At 67.5% G+C, this 19,620-nt stretch carries 20 protein-coding genes; 7 read left to right on the top strand and 13 right to left on the bottom strand.

Annotation, left to right across the window (positions count from 1 at the left end; translation table 11 throughout):
* Positions 1-409: 409 nt before the first annotated feature.
* The 5 genes from cobM to ACL03I_RS06020 all read right to left on the bottom strand — a co-directional run bounded on the left by cobM (position 410) and on the right by ACL03I_RS06020 (position 4,216).
* Entirely contained in the window at positions 410-1,159 is a 750-nt protein-coding gene (cobM, locus tag ACL03I_RS06040) for a precorrin-4 C(11)-methyltransferase (protein WP_412805315.1), read from the bottom strand.
* Positions 1,160-1,183: 24 nt separating this feature from the next.
* A complete protein-coding gene (locus ACL03I_RS06035; RefSeq protein ID WP_355074764.1) occupies positions 1,184-1,609 on the bottom strand; it encodes a PPOX class F420-dependent oxidoreductase in 426 nt (141 codons plus the stop codon).
* A 175-nt stretch (positions 1,610-1,784) separates the two neighbouring features.
* A complete protein-coding gene (locus ACL03I_RS06030; RefSeq protein ID WP_412805314.1) occupies positions 1,785-2,126 on the bottom strand; it encodes a zinc ribbon domain-containing protein in 342 nt (113 codons plus the stop codon).
* A gap of 99 nt (positions 2,127-2,225) precedes the next feature.
* Positions 2,226-2,843 (bottom strand): response regulator transcription factor, encoded by a 618-nt coding sequence (locus ACL03I_RS06025; RefSeq protein ID WP_355074768.1) that lies wholly within the window; start codon positions 2,841-2,843, stop codon positions 2,226-2,228.
* Complete coding sequence (locus ACL03I_RS06020; RefSeq protein ID WP_412805313.1) at positions 2,840-4,216, bottom strand: histidine kinase; 1,377 nt, start codon at positions 4,214-4,216, stop codon at positions 2,840-2,842. The genes ACL03I_RS06025 and ACL03I_RS06020 overlap by 4 nt, the downstream gene beginning before the upstream one ends.
* A gap of 130 nt (positions 4,217-4,346) precedes the next feature.
* Here ACL03I_RS06020 and ACL03I_RS06015 point away from each other — a divergent pair, with 130 nt between their 5' ends.
* The 3 genes from ACL03I_RS06015 to ACL03I_RS06005 all read left to right on the top strand — a co-directional run bounded on the left by ACL03I_RS06015 (position 4,347) and on the right by ACL03I_RS06005 (position 6,959).
* Positions 4,347-5,393 (top strand): ABC transporter permease, encoded by a 1,047-nt coding sequence (locus ACL03I_RS06015; protein ID WP_412805312.1) that lies wholly within the window; start codon positions 4,347-4,349, stop codon positions 5,391-5,393.
* Between the two features lie 97 nt (positions 5,394-5,490).
* Complete coding sequence (locus ACL03I_RS06010; RefSeq protein ID WP_412805311.1) at positions 5,491-6,234, top strand: ABC transporter ATP-binding protein; 744 nt, start codon at positions 5,491-5,493, stop codon at positions 6,232-6,234.
* Positions 6,235-6,437: 203 nt separating this feature from the next.
* Positions 6,438-6,959 (top strand): hypothetical protein, encoded by a 522-nt coding sequence (locus ACL03I_RS06005; RefSeq protein ID WP_412805310.1) that lies wholly within the window; start codon positions 6,438-6,440, stop codon positions 6,957-6,959.
* A gap of 510 nt (positions 6,960-7,469) precedes the next feature.
* Here ACL03I_RS06005 and ACL03I_RS06000 read toward each other — a convergent pair.
* Positions 7,470-8,375 (bottom strand): ADP-ribosylglycohydrolase family protein, encoded by a 906-nt coding sequence (locus ACL03I_RS06000; RefSeq protein WP_412805309.1) that lies wholly within the window; start codon positions 8,373-8,375, stop codon positions 7,470-7,472.
* A gap of 196 nt (positions 8,376-8,571) precedes the next feature.
* Between ACL03I_RS06000 and ACL03I_RS05995 the strand changes: the two genes are divergently transcribed.
* The gene (locus ACL03I_RS05995) at positions 8,572-9,048 is read left to right on the top strand and encodes a hypothetical protein (RefSeq protein WP_412805308.1); all 477 of its coding nucleotides are present in this window, start codon (positions 8,572-8,574) and stop codon (positions 9,046-9,048) included.
* Between the two features lie 9 nt (positions 9,049-9,057).
* Here ACL03I_RS05995 and ACL03I_RS05990 read toward each other — a convergent pair whose 3' ends face one another.
* The 3 genes from ACL03I_RS05990 to ACL03I_RS05980 all read right to left on the bottom strand — a co-directional run bounded on the left by ACL03I_RS05990 (position 9,058) and on the right by ACL03I_RS05980 (position 10,957).
* A complete protein-coding gene (locus ACL03I_RS05990; RefSeq protein WP_412805307.1) occupies positions 9,058-9,996 on the bottom strand; it encodes a protein kinase family protein in 939 nt (312 codons plus the stop codon).
* A 41-nt stretch (positions 9,997-10,037) separates the two neighbouring features.
* The gene (locus ACL03I_RS05985) at positions 10,038-10,400 is read right to left on the bottom strand and encodes a hypothetical protein (protein WP_412805306.1); all 363 of its coding nucleotides are present in this window, start codon (positions 10,398-10,400) and stop codon (positions 10,038-10,040) included.
* 164 nt (positions 10,401-10,564) lie between these two features.
* Positions 10,565-10,957, bottom strand: coding sequence for a hypothetical protein (locus ACL03I_RS05980; RefSeq protein ID WP_412805305.1), 393 nt, complete (start codon positions 10,955-10,957; stop codon positions 10,565-10,567).
* 260 nt (positions 10,958-11,217) lie between these two features.
* Between ACL03I_RS05980 and ACL03I_RS05975 the strand changes: the two genes are divergently transcribed.
* Positions 11,218-12,534: a helix-turn-helix domain-containing protein gene (locus ACL03I_RS05975; protein WP_412805304.1), complete on the top strand. Its 1,317-nt coding sequence runs from the start codon at positions 11,218-11,220 to the stop codon at positions 12,532-12,534.
* A gap of 260 nt (positions 12,535-12,794) precedes the next feature.
* Positions 12,795-13,454: a QsdR family transcriptional regulator gene (locus ACL03I_RS05970; RefSeq protein WP_355074787.1), complete on the top strand. Its 660-nt coding sequence runs from the start codon at positions 12,795-12,797 to the stop codon at positions 13,452-13,454.
* Between the two features lie 384 nt (positions 13,455-13,838).
* On the opposite strand, the gene ACL03I_RS05965 is transcribed toward ACL03I_RS05970, so the two are convergent.
* A complete protein-coding gene (locus ACL03I_RS05965; protein WP_355074789.1) occupies positions 13,839-14,159 on the bottom strand; it encodes a cupin domain-containing protein in 321 nt (106 codons plus the stop codon).
* A gap of 72 nt (positions 14,160-14,231) precedes the next feature.
* On the opposite strand from ACL03I_RS05965, the gene ACL03I_RS05960 reads away from it, so the two are divergent.
* Positions 14,232-15,632 (top strand): aminotransferase-like domain-containing protein, encoded by a 1,401-nt coding sequence (locus ACL03I_RS05960; RefSeq protein WP_379250613.1) that lies wholly within the window; start codon positions 14,232-14,234, stop codon positions 15,630-15,632.
* An 88-nt stretch (positions 15,633-15,720) separates the two neighbouring features.
* Here ACL03I_RS05960 and ACL03I_RS05955 read toward each other — a convergent pair whose 3' ends face one another.
* From ACL03I_RS05955 to ACL03I_RS05945, 3 genes are read right to left on the bottom strand one after another with little or no spacing between them, the layout of a single operon-like run.
* The gene (locus ACL03I_RS05955; RefSeq protein ID WP_412805303.1) at positions 15,721-17,361 is read right to left on the bottom strand and encodes an MFS transporter; all 1,641 of its coding nucleotides are present in this window, start codon (positions 17,359-17,361) and stop codon (positions 15,721-15,723) included.
* Positions 17,358-18,332 (bottom strand): L-histidine N(alpha)-methyltransferase, encoded by a 975-nt coding sequence (gene egtD / locus ACL03I_RS05950; RefSeq protein ID WP_412805370.1) that lies wholly within the window; start codon positions 18,330-18,332, stop codon positions 17,358-17,360. Before egtD ends, ACL03I_RS05955 begins: the two co-directional genes overlap by 4 nt.
* 40 nt (positions 18,333-18,372) lie before the next feature.
* Positions 18,373-19,605, bottom strand: a complete 1,233-nt coding sequence (locus ACL03I_RS05945) for an MFS transporter (RefSeq protein ID WP_412805302.1) — start codon at positions 19,603-19,605, stop codon at positions 18,373-18,375.
* Positions 19,606-19,620: the final 15 nt, after the last annotated feature.

Genomic DNA, 19,620 nt, shown 5'->3' with positions numbered 1-19,620 from the left:
CCGTAACCTCGCTTCCGGAACACCACGCAAGCGCTCCCCGACCACACCCGGAGAGGGCGCTCCACCTATCCGAGCGTGGCGCCTGCGTCTCCAGGTTCAGTTCTCACATCAAATCAGGCAAAAATGTTCAATTGAACTATCTGTCCAACCGGCCGGGCTCGTTACATGGGCTCGCCCGTGCCCAGCACCCACCGACCGGCTCCGCCGGGACCTTCTTTGCGAATCACCGGATCAATCTACCGTCGCCCCCGGCAGCCGACCAACCAATCGTCATAGCCACTGCACATCAACGCAGGTAGGTAGGTCGTAAGAGGTTTGCCAGGGGGATGTTGCGGTTCTCACATGCGTCACCCCCGCCCCAAACCGGCGCTTTCGCGCCGCGGGAGGCGGCCGCCTATGGCACCCGCCGTCACGACCCGCGCACCCGCGCCGGGTCATAGAGGTGGGATTCCGCGCACGACACCGCCGGCGTGAGCGCGCGGCCAACCAGGATCACCGCGGCCTGCCGCAGTCCGGCGGCCTCGACCTGGTCGGCGATGTCGGCCAGGGTCCCACGCAGGATCAATTGCTCGGGCTGGCTGGCGCGGTAGACGACAGCGACCGGGCAGTGCGGGCCGTACTCGGCGGCCAGTTCGGCGGCCGTCGCGCGGGTGCGAGTGACGGCCAGGTGCAGCGCGAGGGTCGCGCCGGTGGCGGCGAAATTCGCCAGCGCTTCGGACTCGGGCATCGCGGTGGAGCGGGCCTGCGCCCGGGTCAGCACGACCGACTGGACCAGCTCCGGCACGGTCAACTCCGCACCGAGCACCGCCGCCGCGGCGGCATAGGCGGGCACGCCCGGTGTGACATCCCACGGCACCCCGTGCGCGTCCAACCTGCGGGTCTGCTCGGTCAGCGCCGAATACAGCGACGGGTCGCCCGAGCACAGGCGGGCCACGTCCTGTCCGGCCCGGTCCGCGCGCACCAGACGCTCGGTGATCTGGTCGAGGTCCAAGCGCTGGGTATCGACCAGCTCGGCGTCGGGCGCGCAGTACGCCAGCACGCCGGGATCCAGATAGGTCCCCGCGTACAGGCACACCGGCGACGCGCGGAGCAACTCGACCGCGCGCACCGTCAACAAATCGGCCGCGCCCGGCCCGGCCCCGATGAAGTGCACGGTCATGCGCGCGAGTGTATTGACCCCCGCTCAGGCGGTGGCGTCGAAGTGGGCGATCACCTTCTCGGGGCGAAGGCGGACGACGAGTTCGCCGGGGACGCCGTTGCGCTTGCCGAATTCCTCGGCACGGTCGGCGCCCATGTAACGGCCGCCGATCTCGGTGGCGGTGCGCAGCAGTTCGTCCGGGTCTTCCGAGAGCGTCACCGTGCCCCGCAACTGGACCGACGCGTAGGGCGGTTCCTCCAGGTCGACGCACACCGAGACGCGGCCGTCCCGGGCGAACGCCTTGCCCTTCGCGGTGGACTTGCCGGTGTTGAACACCAGTTCGTCGCCGTCGACGATGAACCACACCGGCGTCACCATCGGCCTGCCGTCAGCCGTCACGAACGCCACCTTGCCGGTGCGGGTGCCATGGGTCAGAAACTCGCGCACTTCGGGATCGGAAAGAGAGGCCATCCGCTCACCCTAGGTGGTGACTCCCGACAGCTCGGCTCGGTTGGTTCGATCGGCTCCGTTCGGCTGAGTTCGGTCGCGCGATTCACTCGTTGCGTCGGTATCGACCGCGGTGGAAGGCGATCAGCGCGCACCGTGCCGGACTGCCGACCCACTGGCTGTCTCCGGTGGACTTTCGTCAGCGCTGCCAGTTGGGGTTGGGGTGGGGAGCGGACTGCTGGGGCCACTGGGCGTTGGGGCCGCCCGCGGCGGGCTGCTGGTACTGGGCGGGGCCCATGCTCTCGGCGTTCGCGCGGGCGAGGAGGTCGGGCACCTGCGGTCCGGCGACCGGTGACGATGCGCCGCACCACGTGCACTCCAGGTGATGCTTGGTGCTGAGCGGGAAGAGCGGAATGAAGAAGAGCGTGAACTTCGTGACGAGCTTGCGCAGCGCGTGCGCGGCGGGATTGCCGCAGCGGCCGCAGATCAAGGTGATCATGGCGAGCGTGTGGATACGCTTCTGCCAGCCCCAGATCAGCATGTGAAACCCCCGAAAATAGAAAATCCGATGTCGGTCACAGTAGTCGATCGGCGGAGCTTCGGCTCCGGTGAAGAACGGCCGTTCCTGCGCGCGTCCGCGTCACAGCATTCCGCGCTCGCGGGCCCGCGCCACCGCGGAGGTACGCGAGCGCACGCCGAGTTTTCCGTAGATATGCACCAAGTGGGACTTGACGGTGGTCTCGCTGAGGAACAACTGTTTGGCGATCTCGCGGTTGGACCGACCGTCGGACACCAGCCGCAATACCTCGATCTCGCGCCTGCTCAGCGTGGTGTCGGCGCGGCGCACCCTGGTCATCAACTTGGACGCGACCGCGGGCGAGAGCACGCTGTCGCCCGCCGCGGCCGACCGCACCGCGGAGAGCAATTCGCCGGGCGGTGTGTCCTTGAGGATGTAGCCGCACGCGCCGGCCTCGACCGCGCCGAGGATGTCGGCGTCGGTGTCGTAGTTGGTGACCACGAGAACGTTCGGCGGGCTCGGCAACTCACGCAGCCGCGCGGTCGCCTCGACTCCCGACCGGCCGGACCCGAAACTCAGGTCCATCAGCACGAGGTCGACCGGCGTGGTCGCGCAGAACGCGACGGCGGCCTCCGCGGTGGCCGCCTCGCCGACGACGGTGATGTCGTCGGCGACGTCCAGCAGCGCGCGCAATCCGGCGCGGACGATCGCGTGGTCATCGGCGAGCAGCAGGCGGATCACTCGGAACCCTCCGCGCCGAGGTCGCGCGAGTCCGCGCCTCGGGTGTCCGTTCCGCCCTGGCCGGGCGGACCGGTCTCGGGCCCGCCTTGACTGCCGGACACCGGCCCGACCGGGTTCGAGGCAGTTGATTCCGTCCGGGCCGGTTCCGTGCGCGGCCGATGTGCCATGGCGAGCGGCACCGCGCCATGTTCGCCCGCTTCGAGTTCGGCGCAACCCGAGACAGTGTCGAGCGGAAAGGACACGGTGACTGCCGTGTGCCCCGGCTCGGACTCGACCGCCATGACTCCGCCCTGCTCGTGTACCCGCGATCGCATGGCGGCCAGCCCGAACGATCCCGACGGGCTGCGCTCGAGTACTTCGGGAGCGATGCCGACACCGTCGTCGACCACGTCGAGATGAATCGCGTCGTCCGCATACGTGAGCGTCACGCGCATCCGGCCCGCACCGGCGTGCCGGATCACGTTCGAGACCGCGCCTTGCGCGATCCGGACCAGCGCGGCCTCGATCGGCATGGGCAGTCGCTCCGGCGGACCCTCCACAACGAACCTGGTATTCAACCCGGGCGCGGCGGCGCGCTGAGTGATCCGCTCCAGCGCCTCGGCCAGTGACTGTCCCTCCAGCGCGGCGGGAGCCAGTTCGGCGATGAGTCGCCTTGTCTCGGCGAGGTTTTCCGCGGCCGCCTCCCTGGCCAGCCGGATCCGTTGCAGCGCGGGGTGATCCGGCGCTTCCCGCTCGGCCGCGTGCAGCAGCAGTTGAATGGAACTCAGCCCCTGCGCGACCGTGTCGTGGATCTCGGCGGCCAGCCGCTCCCGCTCGGCGAGCTTGCCCGCCGTGCGTTCCCGTTCGGCCAGTATCGCTCTCGTGCTGAGCAATTCGTCGATCAGTCGCTGTCGTTCCGCGGCCTCGCGGAACAACGCCTGATAACCGAGCCCGATCCCGACCGCGACGGCGGCTCCGATGACCGGGCCGACCACACCGGCCACCGACCAGCCCCGATGCAGGCCGAAGCCGACTACCGCCACGGCGGTCGCGGCGGCCACGGCGCAGAGATTCCATGGGCGCGGCAGCAGGTGCAGGTACAGGAAGAACAGGCCGAACGCGAGATAACCCGCGTCCGGCGCGAGTACGGCCAGCCCGAGCCACAGGGCCGTCAGCGCACCGAGCCACACCGGAATCGCGCGCCGTTTCCCCGCGAACCCCGCACCCGCGAAATAGGTCACGAGGAAGGCCGCGGCGAGACCGACGGTCGCGGCCGGATGTGCCGCGCCGGGCAGCGCCGCGCGCACGGCGACCACTACCGCCAAACCGGTCATCAGCACGTGCAGGCCGAGCCGCAACGTGGTGAAAACCGGGGTCAACGGGGACGAGTGCACGGTGTCAGCTTATGTACGGCTATCGCCGGGGCATCCATCGAAAGGCGGAAAACCGCCGCCGACTTTCGCTCATCCGCGCTTCCTCCCCCGGCGCGATGGAAACGGCCCGGCGCGGCGCGAGGGTGGAGACATGTTCGTCGCACTCCGAGACCTCCGCGCCGCCCGCGGCCGGTTCGCACTGATCACACTCGTCGTCACGCTGGTGGCGGTGCTGGTGAGCTTCCTCAGCGGGCTCACGGCCGGGCTCGCGCACCAGAACGTCTCGGCCGTCGAGTCGTTGCCCGGCGATACCGTCGTCTTCGCCGACACCGGCGGCGCTCCCTCGTTCGACGGGTCCATGCTGACCGGAGAACAGATCGCGACTTGGCGCGCCGCCGCCCGCGGCGTGACACCGGTGGGCATCGCCCGCGGCAAAGCGAACAGTGACGGCTCCGCCCCCGCGCAGGTCGCCCTGTTCGGCACGGACACGGCATTCGGCAACCGCCCGGCGACCGATGCGGGCACGGTGCTGCTCAGTACCGGCGCGGCCGCCGATCTCGGTGCCGCGCCCGGCGGTTCCGTGGTGATCGGCGGCCGCGCGTTCGTCGTGTCCGCCGTGCGTGGCGACGACTGGTACAGCCATACGCCCGTGGTCTGGATGACGCTCGCCGACTGGCAGGCGCTCAACCCTCGTTCCGGCGCGGCCACCGTGCTCGCGGTCTCGGGGGCGACCGATCCGGAAGCGGTGAACGCCACCGCGCACACCCGGACCACCGACTTGTCGGGAGCGCGCTCGGCGATCGGCTCCTACCAGGCCGAAAACGGCTCGCTCACCCTGATGACCGCCCTGCTGTTCGCCATCTCCGCGCTGGTGATCGGCGCGTTCTTCACCGTGTGGACGATTCAGCGGATGCCCGACATCGCCACACTGAAAGCGCTGGGGGCGACTTCGGGGTCGCTCGTCCGCGACGCACTCGTCCAAGCCGCCACCGTGCTCACGGCCGGTATCGCGACCGGCCTCGGGATCACCGTCGCCGCGGCGGCTTTGCTCGGCGATGCGGTGCCGTTCGTGCTGAGCCCGGCCACCACGCTGCTTCCCTCGCTCGCGCTGATCCTGCTCGGCTTGCTCGGCGCGGCGTTCGCCCTGCGCTTCCTGTTCACCGCCGACCCGCTCACCGCGCTCGGCGCGGGCCGCTGAACCGCAGGCCTGCGCACGGCACGATCGCCAACCGCCGCACCCGGATCGCCTCATCAGCGCACCCGAACCGCCCGACCGCCCTCAGCACGGAGTTCCGATGACACCCACCACCACGCTCACCCTCGCGGACGTGACGCTCACCTACCCCGACGGCACCGGCCGGCTCACCGCCTTGGACCGAGTGAACCTGCGGGTCTGCGGCGGCGAGATCGCCGCCATCACCGGCCCGTCCGGCTCCGGCAAGTCCAGCCTGCTGGCCGTGACAGCCACTCTGATCCGCCCGGAATCCGGGCGCGTCCGTCTCGTAACACCCCGGGACACAATCGATCTCGCTGACGTGACCCGTCGCGAAGCCGCCGCACTGCGTCGCTCGTCGATCGGCATCGTCTTCCAACAACCGAACCTGATCCCGGCACTCACCGCCGTCGAGCAACTCGAGGCGATGGCGCATCTCGGGCAGCGGATCATCACGTCACGCCGACACCGCTGCACGACCCGCGAACGCGCACTGGCACTACTGGACTCGGTCGGGCTCGCCGACCAGCGAGACAAGCGCCCCGCGCAACTGTCCGGCGGTCAACGGCAACGAGTGAACATCGCCCGCGCCCTGATGAACGCACCGTCCCTCCTGGTGATCGACGAACCCACCAGCGCACTGGACACCGAACGCGGCGCCGCGGTGATCGACCTGATCCTGTCCGTCGCCCACGAACACGAGGCCGCCACCCTCCTGGTCACCCACGACCGCACCCACCTGCACCGCATGAACGCCGTCTACCAGATGGTCGACGGACGCCTCACTCCGGAAACCGTTCCAGCCGCCGCCCTAGTGACCCCGTAGGTCGCCAACCGACGGACCACCCCGGTGCCGACAACAGAACCCAGCGGTCTCTCGGCGCACCCACCCAAGAGACACAGAAATATTCATCGAACATTCGATGGAACCAATACGCGATGGTCGGCGTCTAAACCCGTACAACCAAGTTTGTGGGGGAGCCGAGACGGTGCGGTCAACGATCCCCATCATGCTGACGGAGGGTCGTCATGATGTTCACTGTTCAAGGTTCGGCGGCGTTGCGCGAGGCGGGTTTTCACCGACCGGCGTCTCAGGCGGTAAGCGAGGCGGCCATATCGAGGCCCGCTGTAGGCGGGGCTTCCAGCCCAAGACATGTTCGGATATTCTTTCTCGCCATAGCAACAGGTCTCGCAATGCTGGGATCACTTTTTGTTGCTCCGGCCGCATCGGCCGCTCCGGAGTACTACCAGCAGGGGCCGGCAGGCTCGGTCAACATCACGCTGCGACCGTTCGACCAAGGGCGCATCGCCCTGACGTATGACCTCGTCAATACGCAGGGGGCCACAGGAATGGAGGTCACGCTGACTCCAGTCGGATTGAACTCCAAGTCGACGACATCGTCCTTCGGCGGTAGCAGGGCCTCGAAAACTGTCATATATCCCTACACCACGGGCGAGCAGGTGAGCGTGGGCGTGCACGTCAAGTTCTTGACTTCACATGGAGTTCAGGACAATTCGGCCAATCCTTTTATTGTAAGCTACCCGCGATGACGAACACGGCGATTCCGGTACTGGTGGGCCGGCTGACGGCAGGCCGAACTGCAAGGGTCTCTTGGGCGCTATGGCCAGCCGAGGTTTATCCCGTCGGCTGTCTCTTGCGTATACGCCTAGCGCCTGACGGCGAAAGGCCTGAGTATCAGGACTCCAAGTCCCTGTTCGCCACGATCCAGCCTACGAAAGGGCATGAGCGCGAGTTCATCTCGGTCGAGTCAGGTCACGGTGAGATTCAGCTCAGTTCCGGTCGACTTCCAACGCGAGGTGGCGAGCCGCAAACCAGCGAGCCATGGGAGTACGTGTGGACTCTCGAATACTGGTGGCCACGAGAACGATGGGATGACAAGCTGACGCTGACATGGCCCACCTACGACCTACGCCTCGCCTTGCCGGTAGATATCGGCGCGCTGAGGGCAGCTGCGGACTCGGGATACTGGCTGAGCTGACCGAGGACAAGCGGCGTGCACCTGCGGGCGAATGACATTAGTGCTCAGCCCGCTGACCGGGCTACATTGTCGCCCACGAAGGAAGAGGCTCACGCGCGAGCAGCCACTGCTGTGGTATTCCGCGGACGTGATCTCGATTCCCTGTTCCCGTATGGGCCGCCACGATGCCACCGACGATCGCTGCTGTGGTGTCCACATCTCCACCCGCTTCGACGCATGCGGTGATGGCGGCCGGATAGTCGGCGAGATAGGTTGCTGCCGCCCACAAGGTGAACGGCACCGTGTCCTGAGCGCTGACCTGGGCGCCGTTGCCGAGTTCGTAGGCCGCTTCGGCTACCGTCTTGCCCAATAGTTTTCGAGCTCGGCGGACACCTGTCGCGGTCAGTCCGTCGACCAGGTATGGCTCGACGGCGGATAGCAACTCCATTGGTGTACAGCCAGTTTCGCGAGTGGCCGCGGCATGGCTCGCCGCGACGGCGATCGCCATGGCGCCGATGATCGCTTCGGGATGCCGATGGGTGACTTCGGCGGACAACGCGGCCTGCGCTGCGGCCCGGTCCGGGTTCCCGGCGAAGTACGCCCCAAGTGGGGCGACCCGCATCGCGGCTCCGTTTCCCCACGAACCACGACCGTCGAACGATGAGCCTGCGGCCTCGGCCCAGGGGCGTCCGTCACGTATCTGGTGCAGCACGACGACTGTGCCGCCACCGTAGCCGCGATAGGGCTCGCAGCGGTCGGCGAATACGGCCGCGAGCGCATCGCGGTCTATGTAGCTGCGGTTGCGGATTTCCGAATAGACCGAGCAGGCCATCTCGGTGTCGTCGGTCCATTGCCACGGGGCCGTCGGCGGGCGCCCGGCGAGAAGGTCGGATAGGGAGCGGTCGGGCACGAAGAACTGGGCGCCCAATGCGTCGCCAACGGATAGACCGTCGAGGCTGTCGAGGGCGATATCAGGAGTCAGGGGCATACGGAAGCAATAGTGCCGACTCTGACCGACTACAGCAAGACGCCCGCTGTGCGACCACTCGGATCCAGTCGATCGATAGACAAACCGGAGCACTGCCGGTGGTAGGCGCGGGACGGTGCGGGTTCGATTACCGCCGGCCGCGAAGACCAGGAGGTAAGGGTTGGCAATTCAATAAGCGTGTGCATATCATCTACTCATGCTTACTAACTCTGGCGAGAACCGTTCCGGCGACCGGCACAGCGGCACGGATGAACAGCCGTTTTCCGACGGAACCGTGCTGATGCCCTGGCAGGCCGGGCCGCTGCACGACAGCCGGGGCCCGGTGTTCGTCAGCGTGACCGACTTTCTGGCCGCCTCCGAAGAGGACGTCCAGGCGATCTACAAGACGGGAATGCGACTGGGCCGGAACTGGCCGGTGATGCACGGCGCGGTCGGCCTGTGGTTGTGGGCCCGGCCGTCGGAGTCGCGCGGCGGCTCGATCTCGGTGTGGGAAACCGAGCAGGACATGCGGCGGTTCGTGCGCTGGCCGGTGCACGCCGACATCATGCGGAAGTGGCGCGGCCGAGTCGGTCTGGCCACCGACTCCTGGCAGGCCGCGGAATTCGAAGCGGAGGAAGTGTGGGCACGGGCGCGGAACACGATCGAACGGCGCCCGCACCCGCAGGCCGTATGATCCAGCGGATCAGGGTGGCAAGACCCTGGCGTCGGCCGGGATCATGCCGAGCTCGCGTATTTTCTCCAGCCGGGTCACCGCACCGTTGACGGCATTCTCGTGCAGACCGGCGTCTCCGAGCGCCGCTCGAAATCGGTCCATATCCACGCCTTGGACCGCGCGGAGCACATCCCCTTCGAGGCGCTCACCCTTCTGCGCCATGACGAAATCGGAATCGATATTGATCTCCAGCGGTCGGGTCGACAGGGGAAACGATCGACCGTGGTCGATAGCGACCACTTCCAGCTGCCCGTTACGTTCCACGGTGCGGTAGTTGCCGGGATGCCGGTCCATGGCGCCGATGATGTAGTCGAGCACCGCGACCTGCTGTTGCTGCGCTTTCGGATATTCGCCCACCGGCTTGGCAGGCTCGGACTTGACGAACTGCTGGATCATGCCGGGGCCGGACGCTCTGCCGTCGGGTCCGATCACACCGTCCGTCCGAGCCGTCGGAGGCACCCGACCGAAGCCCAGTAGTTCATCGACGCGATATGCCGCGATCTCCCGGCTCGTCAGCGCGCCGGGAGCGTGCACGAAGGGCAATCCCGCGTCGTATTGCTCACCGTGGATCGGTTTGTAGACGTTGAGTTCACCGTCGTCGGAAAGCATCTTCTGCACTGTCGTGGAGCTTCTCAGCGCTTTGTCCCGCATGTCACCGTCGAACCCGACGTCGGTGGTCAGCCGACGCGCGCTCATCGCCGATTCGGTCGCGCTCGGCTGGTAGTCCCACGTTCGCTGTCGAGCCACCTGTGCCGGATGCGGCTGTACCTGGGTGCGCGCCTCTTCCACCAGGTGCGAGGACCGCTCGTCGACGTCCCGGAACTCGCGAGCGCCGAGGTCCAGCGTGCGGCTGGTGCGCCGGTAGGTGCCTGCCGCGCTCTGGGTGCCCAGATCGAGAGTTCTGGTCAAGCGCCGGGTGATGTTGCGAAGTAGAGGGGTGACAGCGTCTCTCACCGAGAGGGCGGCGGGGCCGCGCCATCCGAACCCGGCGCGAGCAGCGCGGACCAAGGCGTGTGGACGCAGGGCCGCTTCGGCTCGACCGGGGTTTCATCGACGACGCGGTAATAGCTCATCTCCGGCGCGTCGAGCAGCGCACGCAGGAAGGACGGACCTTCGTCCGGCGTTATTCGCCCGGGCGGGTCGAAAGCCTTGACACCGCGCTCGTACCACCTTTCGGCGATCGGGCATCCGTCACGATCGGTCACCGTGAGCGTCACGCCACCGCCAGGAACCAACCTGAATTCGGCTACTCGGCGTTCCGGCGAATAACCGACGTCATAGATCGCGACCAGAGTCGGCGTGCACTCGGCCATGAACCCTCACCTTCACCTGCCACGAACCGCCCGGCAGCGGCCCGGCAGCCAGCCGGAGCAAAGCTCCGGCCGGATGCCGACGTCTCATGAAGGGCAACCTACTACCGAACGGTCTGTTTCTCGCGGCGAGGGCTCGCGCCCGCGCGGGCCGTGAGATTCGGGTATCAGCGACCGCGCGACGAAGCGAGAGCGGAAGTGCTTTCGATCGACTGCGCGCGGCCCGGGAAGCCACGGTGTGGTGCGGAGGGCGGACGCCGAGCGAAACCACGCGGCGGGGCGTGCCGCGATTCGAGAGTGATCAGCGCGCACACCGCCATGATCTCGTCCGCACGGAATTCCACATGGTCGAGCGCGGGAGTGATCATCGCGAACGCACCGACGCGGCCGACCACGGTGAGCAGCGCAGCGAGCGAAGCGGGTGCGGTCGGGCCCGCGACCAGCGTTCGTGCCAGGTCGAAGCCCGACGCCTTCGCCAGCGCCCGGATTTCCATTTCGTGCCTGCGCGTGCGCTGGCCGGAGATGTCGCGGCGCAGGTACCCGACCACTTTCGGCTTCATGATCACCTCTCGTTCGATGGGAGCGCCCGCCGCCGGGGGCTTTCGCCACCGCTCGCGGCTCACCGCGTCCGGAGTGCCGTGCCCCGCACGGCATCACCCCGACGGCGCGCGCATCCTGAGCCTCGAGGAACAGGAGGCGGATAGCCACGCTGTCAAGCGCACGAGACCAGGTGCGCGATATCTGCGGTTGTCGCTCCCCACCTGCGCGATCGTGCTTAAAGTCCGCTCATAACATCGGATTTCGGGTCAGGGGGACGAAAGTGTCGGACAACGAGATCGACGGCATATGGAAGTCGCCGCGCTTCCGCAAGTTGCTCGCCGAGGGACAACCAGGTCGAGCCCTCGCCCTCGTCCGCAAAGAAATGGGGCTATCCCAAGCCAATTTCGGAGCGCTGCTGCACTGGGACCGCACCCACGCTGGACGAGTCGAGCGCGGAGAAGTAGGAACCATCTTCGACATTCGCGAACTGGTCCGCGCCGCCGACGCGCTGGGCGTTCCGCGCACCGCGTTGCTGCCCCTCTTGCTCGCTACCCCCGATACGGGGACCATCGACAACGGGGCCTGCGAAGGAGTCGATGACGTGGACCGCAGACAATTCGGCCTGGCAGCGACAATGACGGCGGTGGCGGGTGTCTCCATACCGCCGAGCAGGAACGCGGAACCGATTCGGGTCGGCACCGGGCATATCACGTATATCCGCATACTCACCGAACGACTCTGGGAGCACGACCATCATCGCGGTGGCGGCGCGATATTCCACTACGCAGCAGGGCAATACGCCTCCGTACGGCGGCTACTGGACTCGAGGTCCTACGGCGACCGCATAGGTGCCGAATTGGTCAGTGCGACGGGATGGCTGTCGAATACCGTTGCATGGTTGGCTCGCGACAGTAATCGCCCCGGCACGGCCCGGCGGCACCTCACGGAATCGGTCTTACTCGCCGAACAGTGCGGTGACAATGCCTTATTGGCCGCCGCCCTCGGCGATCTCGCGAATCTCACCGCGTCCTCGCCCGCTTCCTTCGCCGAGCCCGTGCGCCTCGCACGACGTTCGACAGAACTCGTCAGGGGCATACCGTCGGCTCGTATGAACGCACTGAAGGCCGCCGAGGAGGCAACGGCCTACGCGGCCGTCGGCGACGAGCAGGAGTTCAGCCGCGCGATGGCGCGAGTCTGGCGCGAAGCCGATCGCGGGCTCGACAGCCCGGACGACCCGGCATGGCTGGAGCACGTCACCGAGGCCGAACTGCGCGCCCACGAGGCGCGAGGACTCGGCATGCTCGGACACCACAGCCGGGCGGTGCAGCTGTACCGCGAGAGCGTCGGCCATGAGAGCTGTTTCCCCCGCGACGAAGCCTCGTACCGCGCCTACTACGCCGCAGCCCTCGCGGGCCTCGGCGACACCACCTCCGCCATCACCGAAGCACACACCGCCCTCACCCTCCTCGAAGGCCCCGTCAACTCCCCACGCCTCCTGGCCGAACTACGCCCCGTCCGCGCCGCCGCCACCCACACCCACGGCGAGGACGCCGAACACCTCCGCCACCGCTTCGACACACTCGCCCGAACGGCGTGACCTGGCTCGACAAGACATGTAACTGCGCAGCGCAGCCGCCGAGACCAAATGCGTCAGATCGGCGGTTGTCCCTTCAAACCTGCACGATTGTGCTCAAAGACGGCTCATGACACCGGGTTCGGGTCAGGAGGCCGAAGTGGCGGATAGTTCAGTGTTGCACCAGAATAATAATCCGTAGCTTTCTTGCAATGTTTCTCCGAAATGTAGCATACTGTGCCAGTCGGCATGCATTCCGAGACAACCGCAGGGAGGTGCGCAGGATGCCAAGGCAGGACCCCCGCTCCGCCGACACACCGTTGCGGCGCCATCTCGACGGCACCGCGACGTCGCGTCCGACCGCTCTCGACGCCTTCCGCGAAGCCCGCAAAACCTTCCTCGCCGGCGACCGTGTGGACATGCAAGCGCTGGCCAAGGAGCTCGCCGTTGACCGCGCCACCCTGTATCGCTGGGTCGGCTCCCGCGACCAATTGCTCACCGAGATCCTCTGGTCACTGATCGAACCGACCCTCACCCGCTCGCGGAAGACCCACTGCCACTCCGGACCTCCCGCCGCGCCCGGTCAGTCCCCCGCCGCAGCCGTCATGAACGAGGCCATGCGCGCCGTCAACACGAATCCGGGCATGCAGCGCTTCATCGACCGCGAGGGCGAACTGGCCCTGCGCCTGCTGACAACCAAAGCGTCCGGTTTCGAGGCTCGACTGATCGAGCTGATCGCCGAGATCGTCCGCGAGGAGACCGCCGCCGGTCGCCTGCAGTCGTCGATTCCTTCCGAAGATCTGCCGTACGTACTGGTCCGCGTCATGGAGTCCTATACCTACCTCGGGCTCATCACCGGCCAGCAGCCCGACCATGATCGTTCCGCCAGGGTTGTCAACGCACTCCTACCCTGCGAGAAGACCAGCGGTCCGGATGCGGAGTAGGCCACCGGAAGCTGCGTGACGACAGGTGTACACCTCTTCAGCGGAATCCCCGCTTCCCCGCGAACCCGACGTCCACATCAGGTTTACCGGACCTGCCGGCGTATTCGACTACGTAGCTTGTCGAACAGCAGTCCGAAACCTGTTGCGAAAGTGGCCCGAGAGTCACTGTCCGGAAGTATCGGCATTCGAAGTCGGCGATCAAAGCATTGAATATGATCGGCTGCCTTGTGAACGACTGTGGCTACTTCCCTGACTCATTCCTGTCGCGCCTACTACGCCGCCCCGGTACCACGAGGAGCTGACCAGGCTGCCGCGGCATAGGGAGCCGCACTGACAGTTCACTCAGCGCGTCGCAGCTTCTACCGCTGTCGCGCGCGTCCTCGGCTAATTGCCGTATTGCTTGGTTTCCGGCCGTTCGATCATGATCGCGTGAGCTGGTTCCTCGGCCACCGGTCGGTGTTCGACTCCGCGAGGAACCACGAAGATCTCGCCGGGACCAAGTGTTACCGCCGCATGGTCCTGCATTTCGATGCGGAAGGTGCCGTTCCAGCAGAGGAACAGCTCGTCTTCGTCGTGGTGATGCCAGGGGAATGCGCCGTGCAGGCGAGCGATGCGCACCACGGCGTCGTTGGCGGTGGCCAGGTCGCGCGGCTGCCAAGGACCGCTCAGGTCGTCGACGACATCGGTAATGGAGATCTTGCTCATGGGTTCATCGTCGCCGTGGCGAGGTCGAGACCCTAGAGCCAATCAGGCAAAATTGGTTTGCATATGGAGCCAATGGAACTTGCTGATCGGCTCGGTCGCTGGTCGACCGACCGAGGTCCGCTCTATGTCCTGCTGGCGCGGCGACTGCGGGCGTTGATCGATGACGGTGAGCTGCGGTCGGGTATGCGGCTGCCGCCCGAGCGCAAACTGGCGAAGGCTCTCGCGGTCGGGCGCAGTACGGTGGTAGCGGCATACGATCTGCTCGGCGCGGATGGTCGCGTGGTGCGCCGCCAGGGCAGTGGCACCCGGGTCGCGGGACCCGAGACGGTCCCGGCTCGCGAGACCACCCATTCCCCGGCCTTTTTGCAACTGCTCGAGCCGAGCGCCGATGTCATCGCGCTCGCTTGTGCCGCTCCGGGGAAACCGCCGCCCGAGTTGGCCCAGGCATATCGGCACATCGCGCCCGAGCTCGCCGCGGTCGAGGGCGACATCGGTTACCACCCAACCGGACATCCGCTGTTGCGCAGGGCGATTGCCGACCGATATCGAGCGCGTGGCGTGCCGACCGATCCGGAGCAGATTCTCGTCACCGGCGGCGGACAACACGCGCTGTCGCTACTCGCCCGCGCGCTGCTCCGGCCCGGTGACCACGTCCTGGTCGAGGCGCCGACGTACCCGGGCGCGCTCGAGGCGTTTCGCGAGGCCGCGACGGTACTGCGGACAGGCCCGGTCGGCTTGGGCACGGTAACCTCGGCGGCGCTCGCGTATGTCGTTGCGACATGCCACAACCCCACAGGGACGGTGCTTCCCGCGCCGGGACGGCGGGCCCTGGTCGAGTCGGCGAGAAGGGCCGCGGTGCCTTTGGTCGATGACGAGGTGCTGGCCGATCTCGGATTCCCTGGCACCGATCCGCCACCACCGCCGTTGGCCCACTATGACGAATCGGTGATATCCATCGGTTCGCTCAGCAAGGTCGTCTGGGGCGGGTTGCGTGTCGGTTGGGTGCGGGCACCGGTCCCGGTGATCGCCCGGTTGTCTCGGCTGCGCGCGGTGCACGATCTCGGCGGCAACATCCCAGCACAGTTGGCCGCCACCTGGCTGCTCCGCGATCTCGACCGATTGCGGGAACGAATCTCGCAGCAGCGCAGAGAAGGTCACGACCTGCTGGTGGCCGAACTGGCCGCGCGGCTACCGAAATGGGACATCCCCACGGTGTCCGGTGGCCAGACGCTGTGGATCCGACTGCCCCATGGGGATGGCGCCTCCTTCGCTCAGCGCGCACTGCGACACGGGGTCGCGATCTTGCCCGGCGCCGGGCTGGATGCCTCCGGCGGCAGCATCGACCGCATACGGATCAGTTTCGTCGCCGAACCCCACGACCTGCGCGAAGCCGCACGCCGATTGGCCGAGGCATGGCGGACCTACGAACCACCTGACCAGCCCGTCGCGGTGTCACCCCCGCTTGCTATTTGAACGGACTTCCGTTCCGGCCGCGCTGCACCGTCCGAGTGGCGCGAACGCGTGCCGACCCGCACGCACGGCGTAAGCGGCCGACCCGCACTCACTCGTTCCGCATACGTCGACCGGAGCGGTTTTCCGGCCGCGCGGTCGAGTGGGTAGGTCGCGGGCGGCGAACGTCGTGGCCCGACGGGCCGCCGCCCGGTTGCCGACGCGGACCCCGGCCGCGGCCCAGCCGACGACCTCGCGACGGGGTCGTCCGCGACTCGCCGATGTCCACCGCGTCCGCCGAAAAGGGAAGCATGTCGCTCGGCCATCGCGCCGCAGGTGGGGCGGCCACCGTGGCCCTTGCCGGTCGAGGCATGAGGGTCGCGGCGAGTGTGGCGCCCGAGGCGAACAGGGCCGAGCAGATCCACATGGCCGCGCGGTAGCCCGCGCCGAACGCGACGCCGTCGGTGAGCGGCGTACGGGAGATGCCGACCAGGCCGGGGATCGCGGCGATGGCGAGTAACTGGGCGATGCGGGCGATCGCGTTGTTGACCCCGGAGGCGATGCCCGCCTCCTCGGTCGGCACCGACGCGAACACGGATTCGGTCAACGGAGCCACGAACATCGCCATGCCCGCGCCGAGCAGGAGGACGCCGGGCAGCACCGCGGTGGCATACGAACCGTCCGCGCCGATCCCGGCCAGCGACATCGATCCGGCGGCGGACAACAGGAGCCCGATGGTCATCGGCAGGCGCGCGCCGTGCCGCTGCGTCCACCGCCCGATCCAGCCCGACGACAGCAGCATGATCGCGGTGATCGGGATCATCGCGGTTCCGGCGACGAGAGGCGAATACCCGGCGACGATCTGCAACTGGAGCAGCAGCAGGAACAGCACACATCCCAGAGCGGCGTACACCGGCAACGTCACCAGATTGACCGCGGTGAATTGCCGCGATCGGAACAGCGCGGGCGGCACCAGCGGGTTGCGAACGCGGGTCTGCACGATCACGAAGACGGCCACCAACACCGCACCAACGGCCTGGATCCCCACCTTCCCCGCGATGAAGCCGTAGGTCAGCACCACCAGGCCGGTGACAATCACCGCCGTACCGAGCAGATCCGGCCGTGGCGGCGCGTACGGATCTCGGGACTCCGGGACGCGACGCATCGACACGACGGCCACGGCCACGGCCAACGGGACATTGATCAGGAACACCGAGCGCCATCCGGCCAGTTCCACCAGCCAGCCGCCGACGATCGGCCCCACCGCACCCGCCACGCCCCCGAGACCGGACCACATGCCGATCGCCGCGCCTTGATCACGCGGATCCAGCGACGCCGCGATCAGCGCGAGACTGCCGGGCGTGATCAGCGCACCCGCGACCCCCTGCACCACCCGCGCCGCCACCAGCGTCGCGACGTCCGGCGCGACTCCGCACCACGCCGAGGACAGCGCGAAGACCACACTGCCCCAGACGAATACCGCGCGACGGCCGTACCTGTCACCCAACGCCCCGCCCACCAGGATCAGCGACGCCAAGGCGAGGGTGTAGCCGCTCACCACCCATTGGAGATCCACCATGTCGGCGTCGAGGTCCGCCCCGATCCGCGGCACGACGAGATTGACCACGGTGGTGTCGAGGGAGACCAGCGCCGAGCCGAGCACGGCGGCGGCCATGATCCACCGGCCCGTGCCGGACCGCAGCCGGGGACGTTCGGCGAACGTCGCCCCGCCCGCCGTGATGACGTCGCTCATCTGCCCGCGAGCACCACGGCGAAGCGCTCGGCGGGATCGGTCCAGGATCGCTGCGCCGGGAGCCCGGCAGCGGCCAGCTCGGCGTGGAAGTCCGCCAGCCGGAACTTCGCCGAGATCTCGGTGCGCATCTGCTCACCGGCGGCGAACTCGAGCATCAGATCCAGGTCCGCGACGGTGACCGTCATGTCGGCGGTGGCCTCCAACCGCATCTCGATCCACCGGTTGCCGGGATCCCACACGGCGACGTGCGCGAACCGCGAGGGTTCGAAGTTCGCGCCGAGCCGGTTGTTCAGCACGTGCAGGATGTTCCGGTTGAACTCGGCGGTCACGCCCGCGGCGTCGTCGTAGGCGGGCACCATGACGGCCGGATCGGTCACCAGGCCCACGCCCAGCAGCAACTGTTCCCCCGGCTCGAGCACGTTGTGCAGGCGCCCGAAGAACTCGGCTCGCTCCGCCGGGACGAGGTTGCCCAGCGTGCCGCCGAGCAGCGCGACGATTCTCCGCCCACGGCGTGGCAGCCAGTCGAGCCCGTTGGTGAAATCACTGACCAGGCCGTGGACCTCGATCCGGGGGAACTCCGCGTTGATCCACCCGACCGCGTCCCGCAGAGCGGACTCGGAGACGTCCAAGGGCACATACGAGCGCAACGAGCCGTGTGCACTGAACGAACGCAGCAGCAGACCGGTCTTCTCAGAGGATCCCGAACCGAGTTCGATCAGCTCCGTCGCGTCGGAGGCCCCGACCGCGATCTCCTGAGCGCAAGCGTGCAGCAGCGCGCGCTCGGTGCGGGTCGGATAGTACTCGGGCAGGTCGGTGATCGCCTCGAACAGCTTGCTGCCACGGGCGTCGTAGAACCACTTGGGCGGCAGCCATTTCCGCGGTCCGGACAGTCCGGTCATGACATCCGTGCGCAGTGCTTCGGCCAGATCCGCCTCGGTGATCCGGATGTCGATCGTCGCTTCCATCGGGATGGTTCCTTCCAATGCCAGTACCGGGGTTTCGCGTCCGGCTTCACGACGCCGGAGCGAGCGCGTACCTGTCGCGGGTCGATTCGGCCCAAGCGACGACGAGGGGGGACAGCAGCCCGGCGGCCAGCAGGACGAATCCCGTGATGTACCAGCCGACGACGCCGACATCGACGCACAACCAAGCGAGCAGCGCCGGGCCGACGGTGTCGGCCATTCGTAAGCCGATGCTGAAAACACCCAGGTACGCGCCGATTTCCTGCGGCGGGGCGAGCAGGTTCGACGCTTCGAAGCCGCCCGCCGTCTGCCACAGCTCTCCCACGCTCAGGATCGCGCCGCCCGCAACCAGGATGAGCACCGCGATCCATCCCCCGTGGCCGCGCGCGGACGCGAACAGGACGCAGGCGATCAGGAACGCCCAGCCGCAGCGCCGCAGCGCCGCGCCCGCCGCTGGGACGTCGAGGACGCGCCTGCTGGCGCGGACCTGGAACAACACGACGATGGCGATGTTGAGCATGTCGAGCGTGGCGATCGACCAGCGCGGCGCCGTGGTCGCGCCGATGATCCACAAGGGAATGGCGACCGACTGGACGCGGTATTGCAGCGACAGCACACCGTCGAGCGCCGTCAATGCCAGATACGGCCGGTCGCGTAATGCCGCCCACCGGCTGCGGCCGCCGGGCGACTCGGCATCGACGGGTCGCAGCGCGGGCAGTCGGCCGACCAGCAGCGCCGCCAGGGCGAGAAATATCGCTCCGACGACGATCGCCGCGCGATAGAGCAGGGCGGAGTCGAATTGCACCGCCAGCGCGGACATCCCGATGCCGACGGCGATGCCGACGTTGAGCACCGACCGCGTGTACGCCCGGAACTCGTTGGCCCGGTCGGTGCCGATCTTGGTGATGATCGCCGTGGTCAGCAATTGCACGCAGGCCTGCCCCGCGGCCGCCGCGGGAACGACGAGCAAATACATCGCGAATCCGTCGACCGCGAGAAATCCGAGCGTGGCGAGAGCGGCGACGATCAGACTGCGACGCAATACCAGCAGCGGATCATGCCGATCCGAGAGTTTGCCGACGAGTACTCCGCCGACAACGCAGGCGGCGCCGGCGATGCTGAGCCCCACACCGACGCGTATCGGCGAAATGCGCACGATCCTGGTGAAATACAGGACCACGGTGGACAAATAGATTCCGCTGGAGACAGCGGACGCCGCGGTGATCAGGGTCAGCATGCGCTGCGGACCCGGCAGCGGCAGAGCTACGGAGAGCCGAGACACGAGAGAAGTCCGAGC

The sequence above is a fragment of the Nocardia sichangensis genome (genome assembly GCF_047200615.1).
GTDB classification, from domain to species: Bacteria; Actinomycetota; Actinomycetes; order Mycobacteriales; family Mycobacteriaceae; genus Nocardia; species Nocardia sichangensis.
Note: the sequence above shows the minus strand (reverse complement) of the source record. Positions and strands in the feature narration are given on the sequence as shown.

Excerpts from the sequence above, each read along its gene's own strand:
- cobM (WP_412805315.1), bottom strand. The coding sequence starts at position 1,159 with ATGACCGTGCACTTCATCGGGGCCGGGCCGGGCGCGGCCGATTTGTTG.
- ACL03I_RS06035 (WP_355074764.1), bottom strand. The coding sequence starts at position 1,609 with ATGGCCTCTCTTTCCGATCCCGAAGTGCGCGAGTTTCTGACCCATGGC.
- ACL03I_RS06030 (WP_412805314.1), bottom strand. The coding sequence starts at position 2,126 with ATGCTGATCTGGGGCTGGCAGAAGCGTATCCACACGCTCGCCATGATC.
- ACL03I_RS06015 (WP_412805312.1), top strand. The coding sequence starts at position 4,347 with ATGTTCGTCGCACTCCGAGACCTCCGCGCCGCCCGCGGCCGGTTCGCA.
- ACL03I_RS06010 (WP_412805311.1), top strand. The coding sequence starts at position 5,491 with ATGACACCCACCACCACGCTCACCCTCGCGGACGTGACGCTCACCTAC.
- ACL03I_RS06005 (WP_412805310.1), top strand. The coding sequence starts at position 6,438 with ATGATGTTCACTGTTCAAGGTTCGGCGGCGTTGCGCGAGGCGGGTTTT.
- ACL03I_RS06000 (WP_412805309.1), bottom strand. The coding sequence starts at position 8,375 with ATGCCCCTGACTCCTGATATCGCCCTCGACAGCCTCGACGGTCTATCC.
- ACL03I_RS05995 (WP_412805308.1), top strand. The coding sequence starts at position 8,572 with ATGCTTACTAACTCTGGCGAGAACCGTTCCGGCGACCGGCACAGCGGC.
- ACL03I_RS05985 (WP_412805306.1), bottom strand. The coding sequence starts at position 10,400 with ATGGCCGAGTGCACGCCGACTCTGGTCGCGATCTATGACGTCGGTTAT.
- ACL03I_RS05980 (WP_412805305.1), bottom strand. The coding sequence starts at position 10,957 with ATGAAGCCGAAAGTGGTCGGGTACCTGCGCCGCGACATCTCCGGCCAG.
- ACL03I_RS05970 (WP_355074787.1), top strand. The coding sequence starts at position 12,795 with ATGCCAAGGCAGGACCCCCGCTCCGCCGACACACCGTTGCGGCGCCAT.
- ACL03I_RS05965 (WP_355074789.1), bottom strand. The coding sequence starts at position 14,159 with ATGAGCAAGATCTCCATTACCGATGTCGTCGACGACCTGAGCGGTCCT.
- ACL03I_RS05960 (WP_379250613.1), top strand. The coding sequence starts at position 14,232 with ATGGAACTTGCTGATCGGCTCGGTCGCTGGTCGACCGACCGAGGTCCG.
- ACL03I_RS05955 (WP_412805303.1), bottom strand. The coding sequence starts at position 17,361 with ATGAGCGACGTCATCACGGCGGGCGGGGCGACGTTCGCCGAACGTCCC.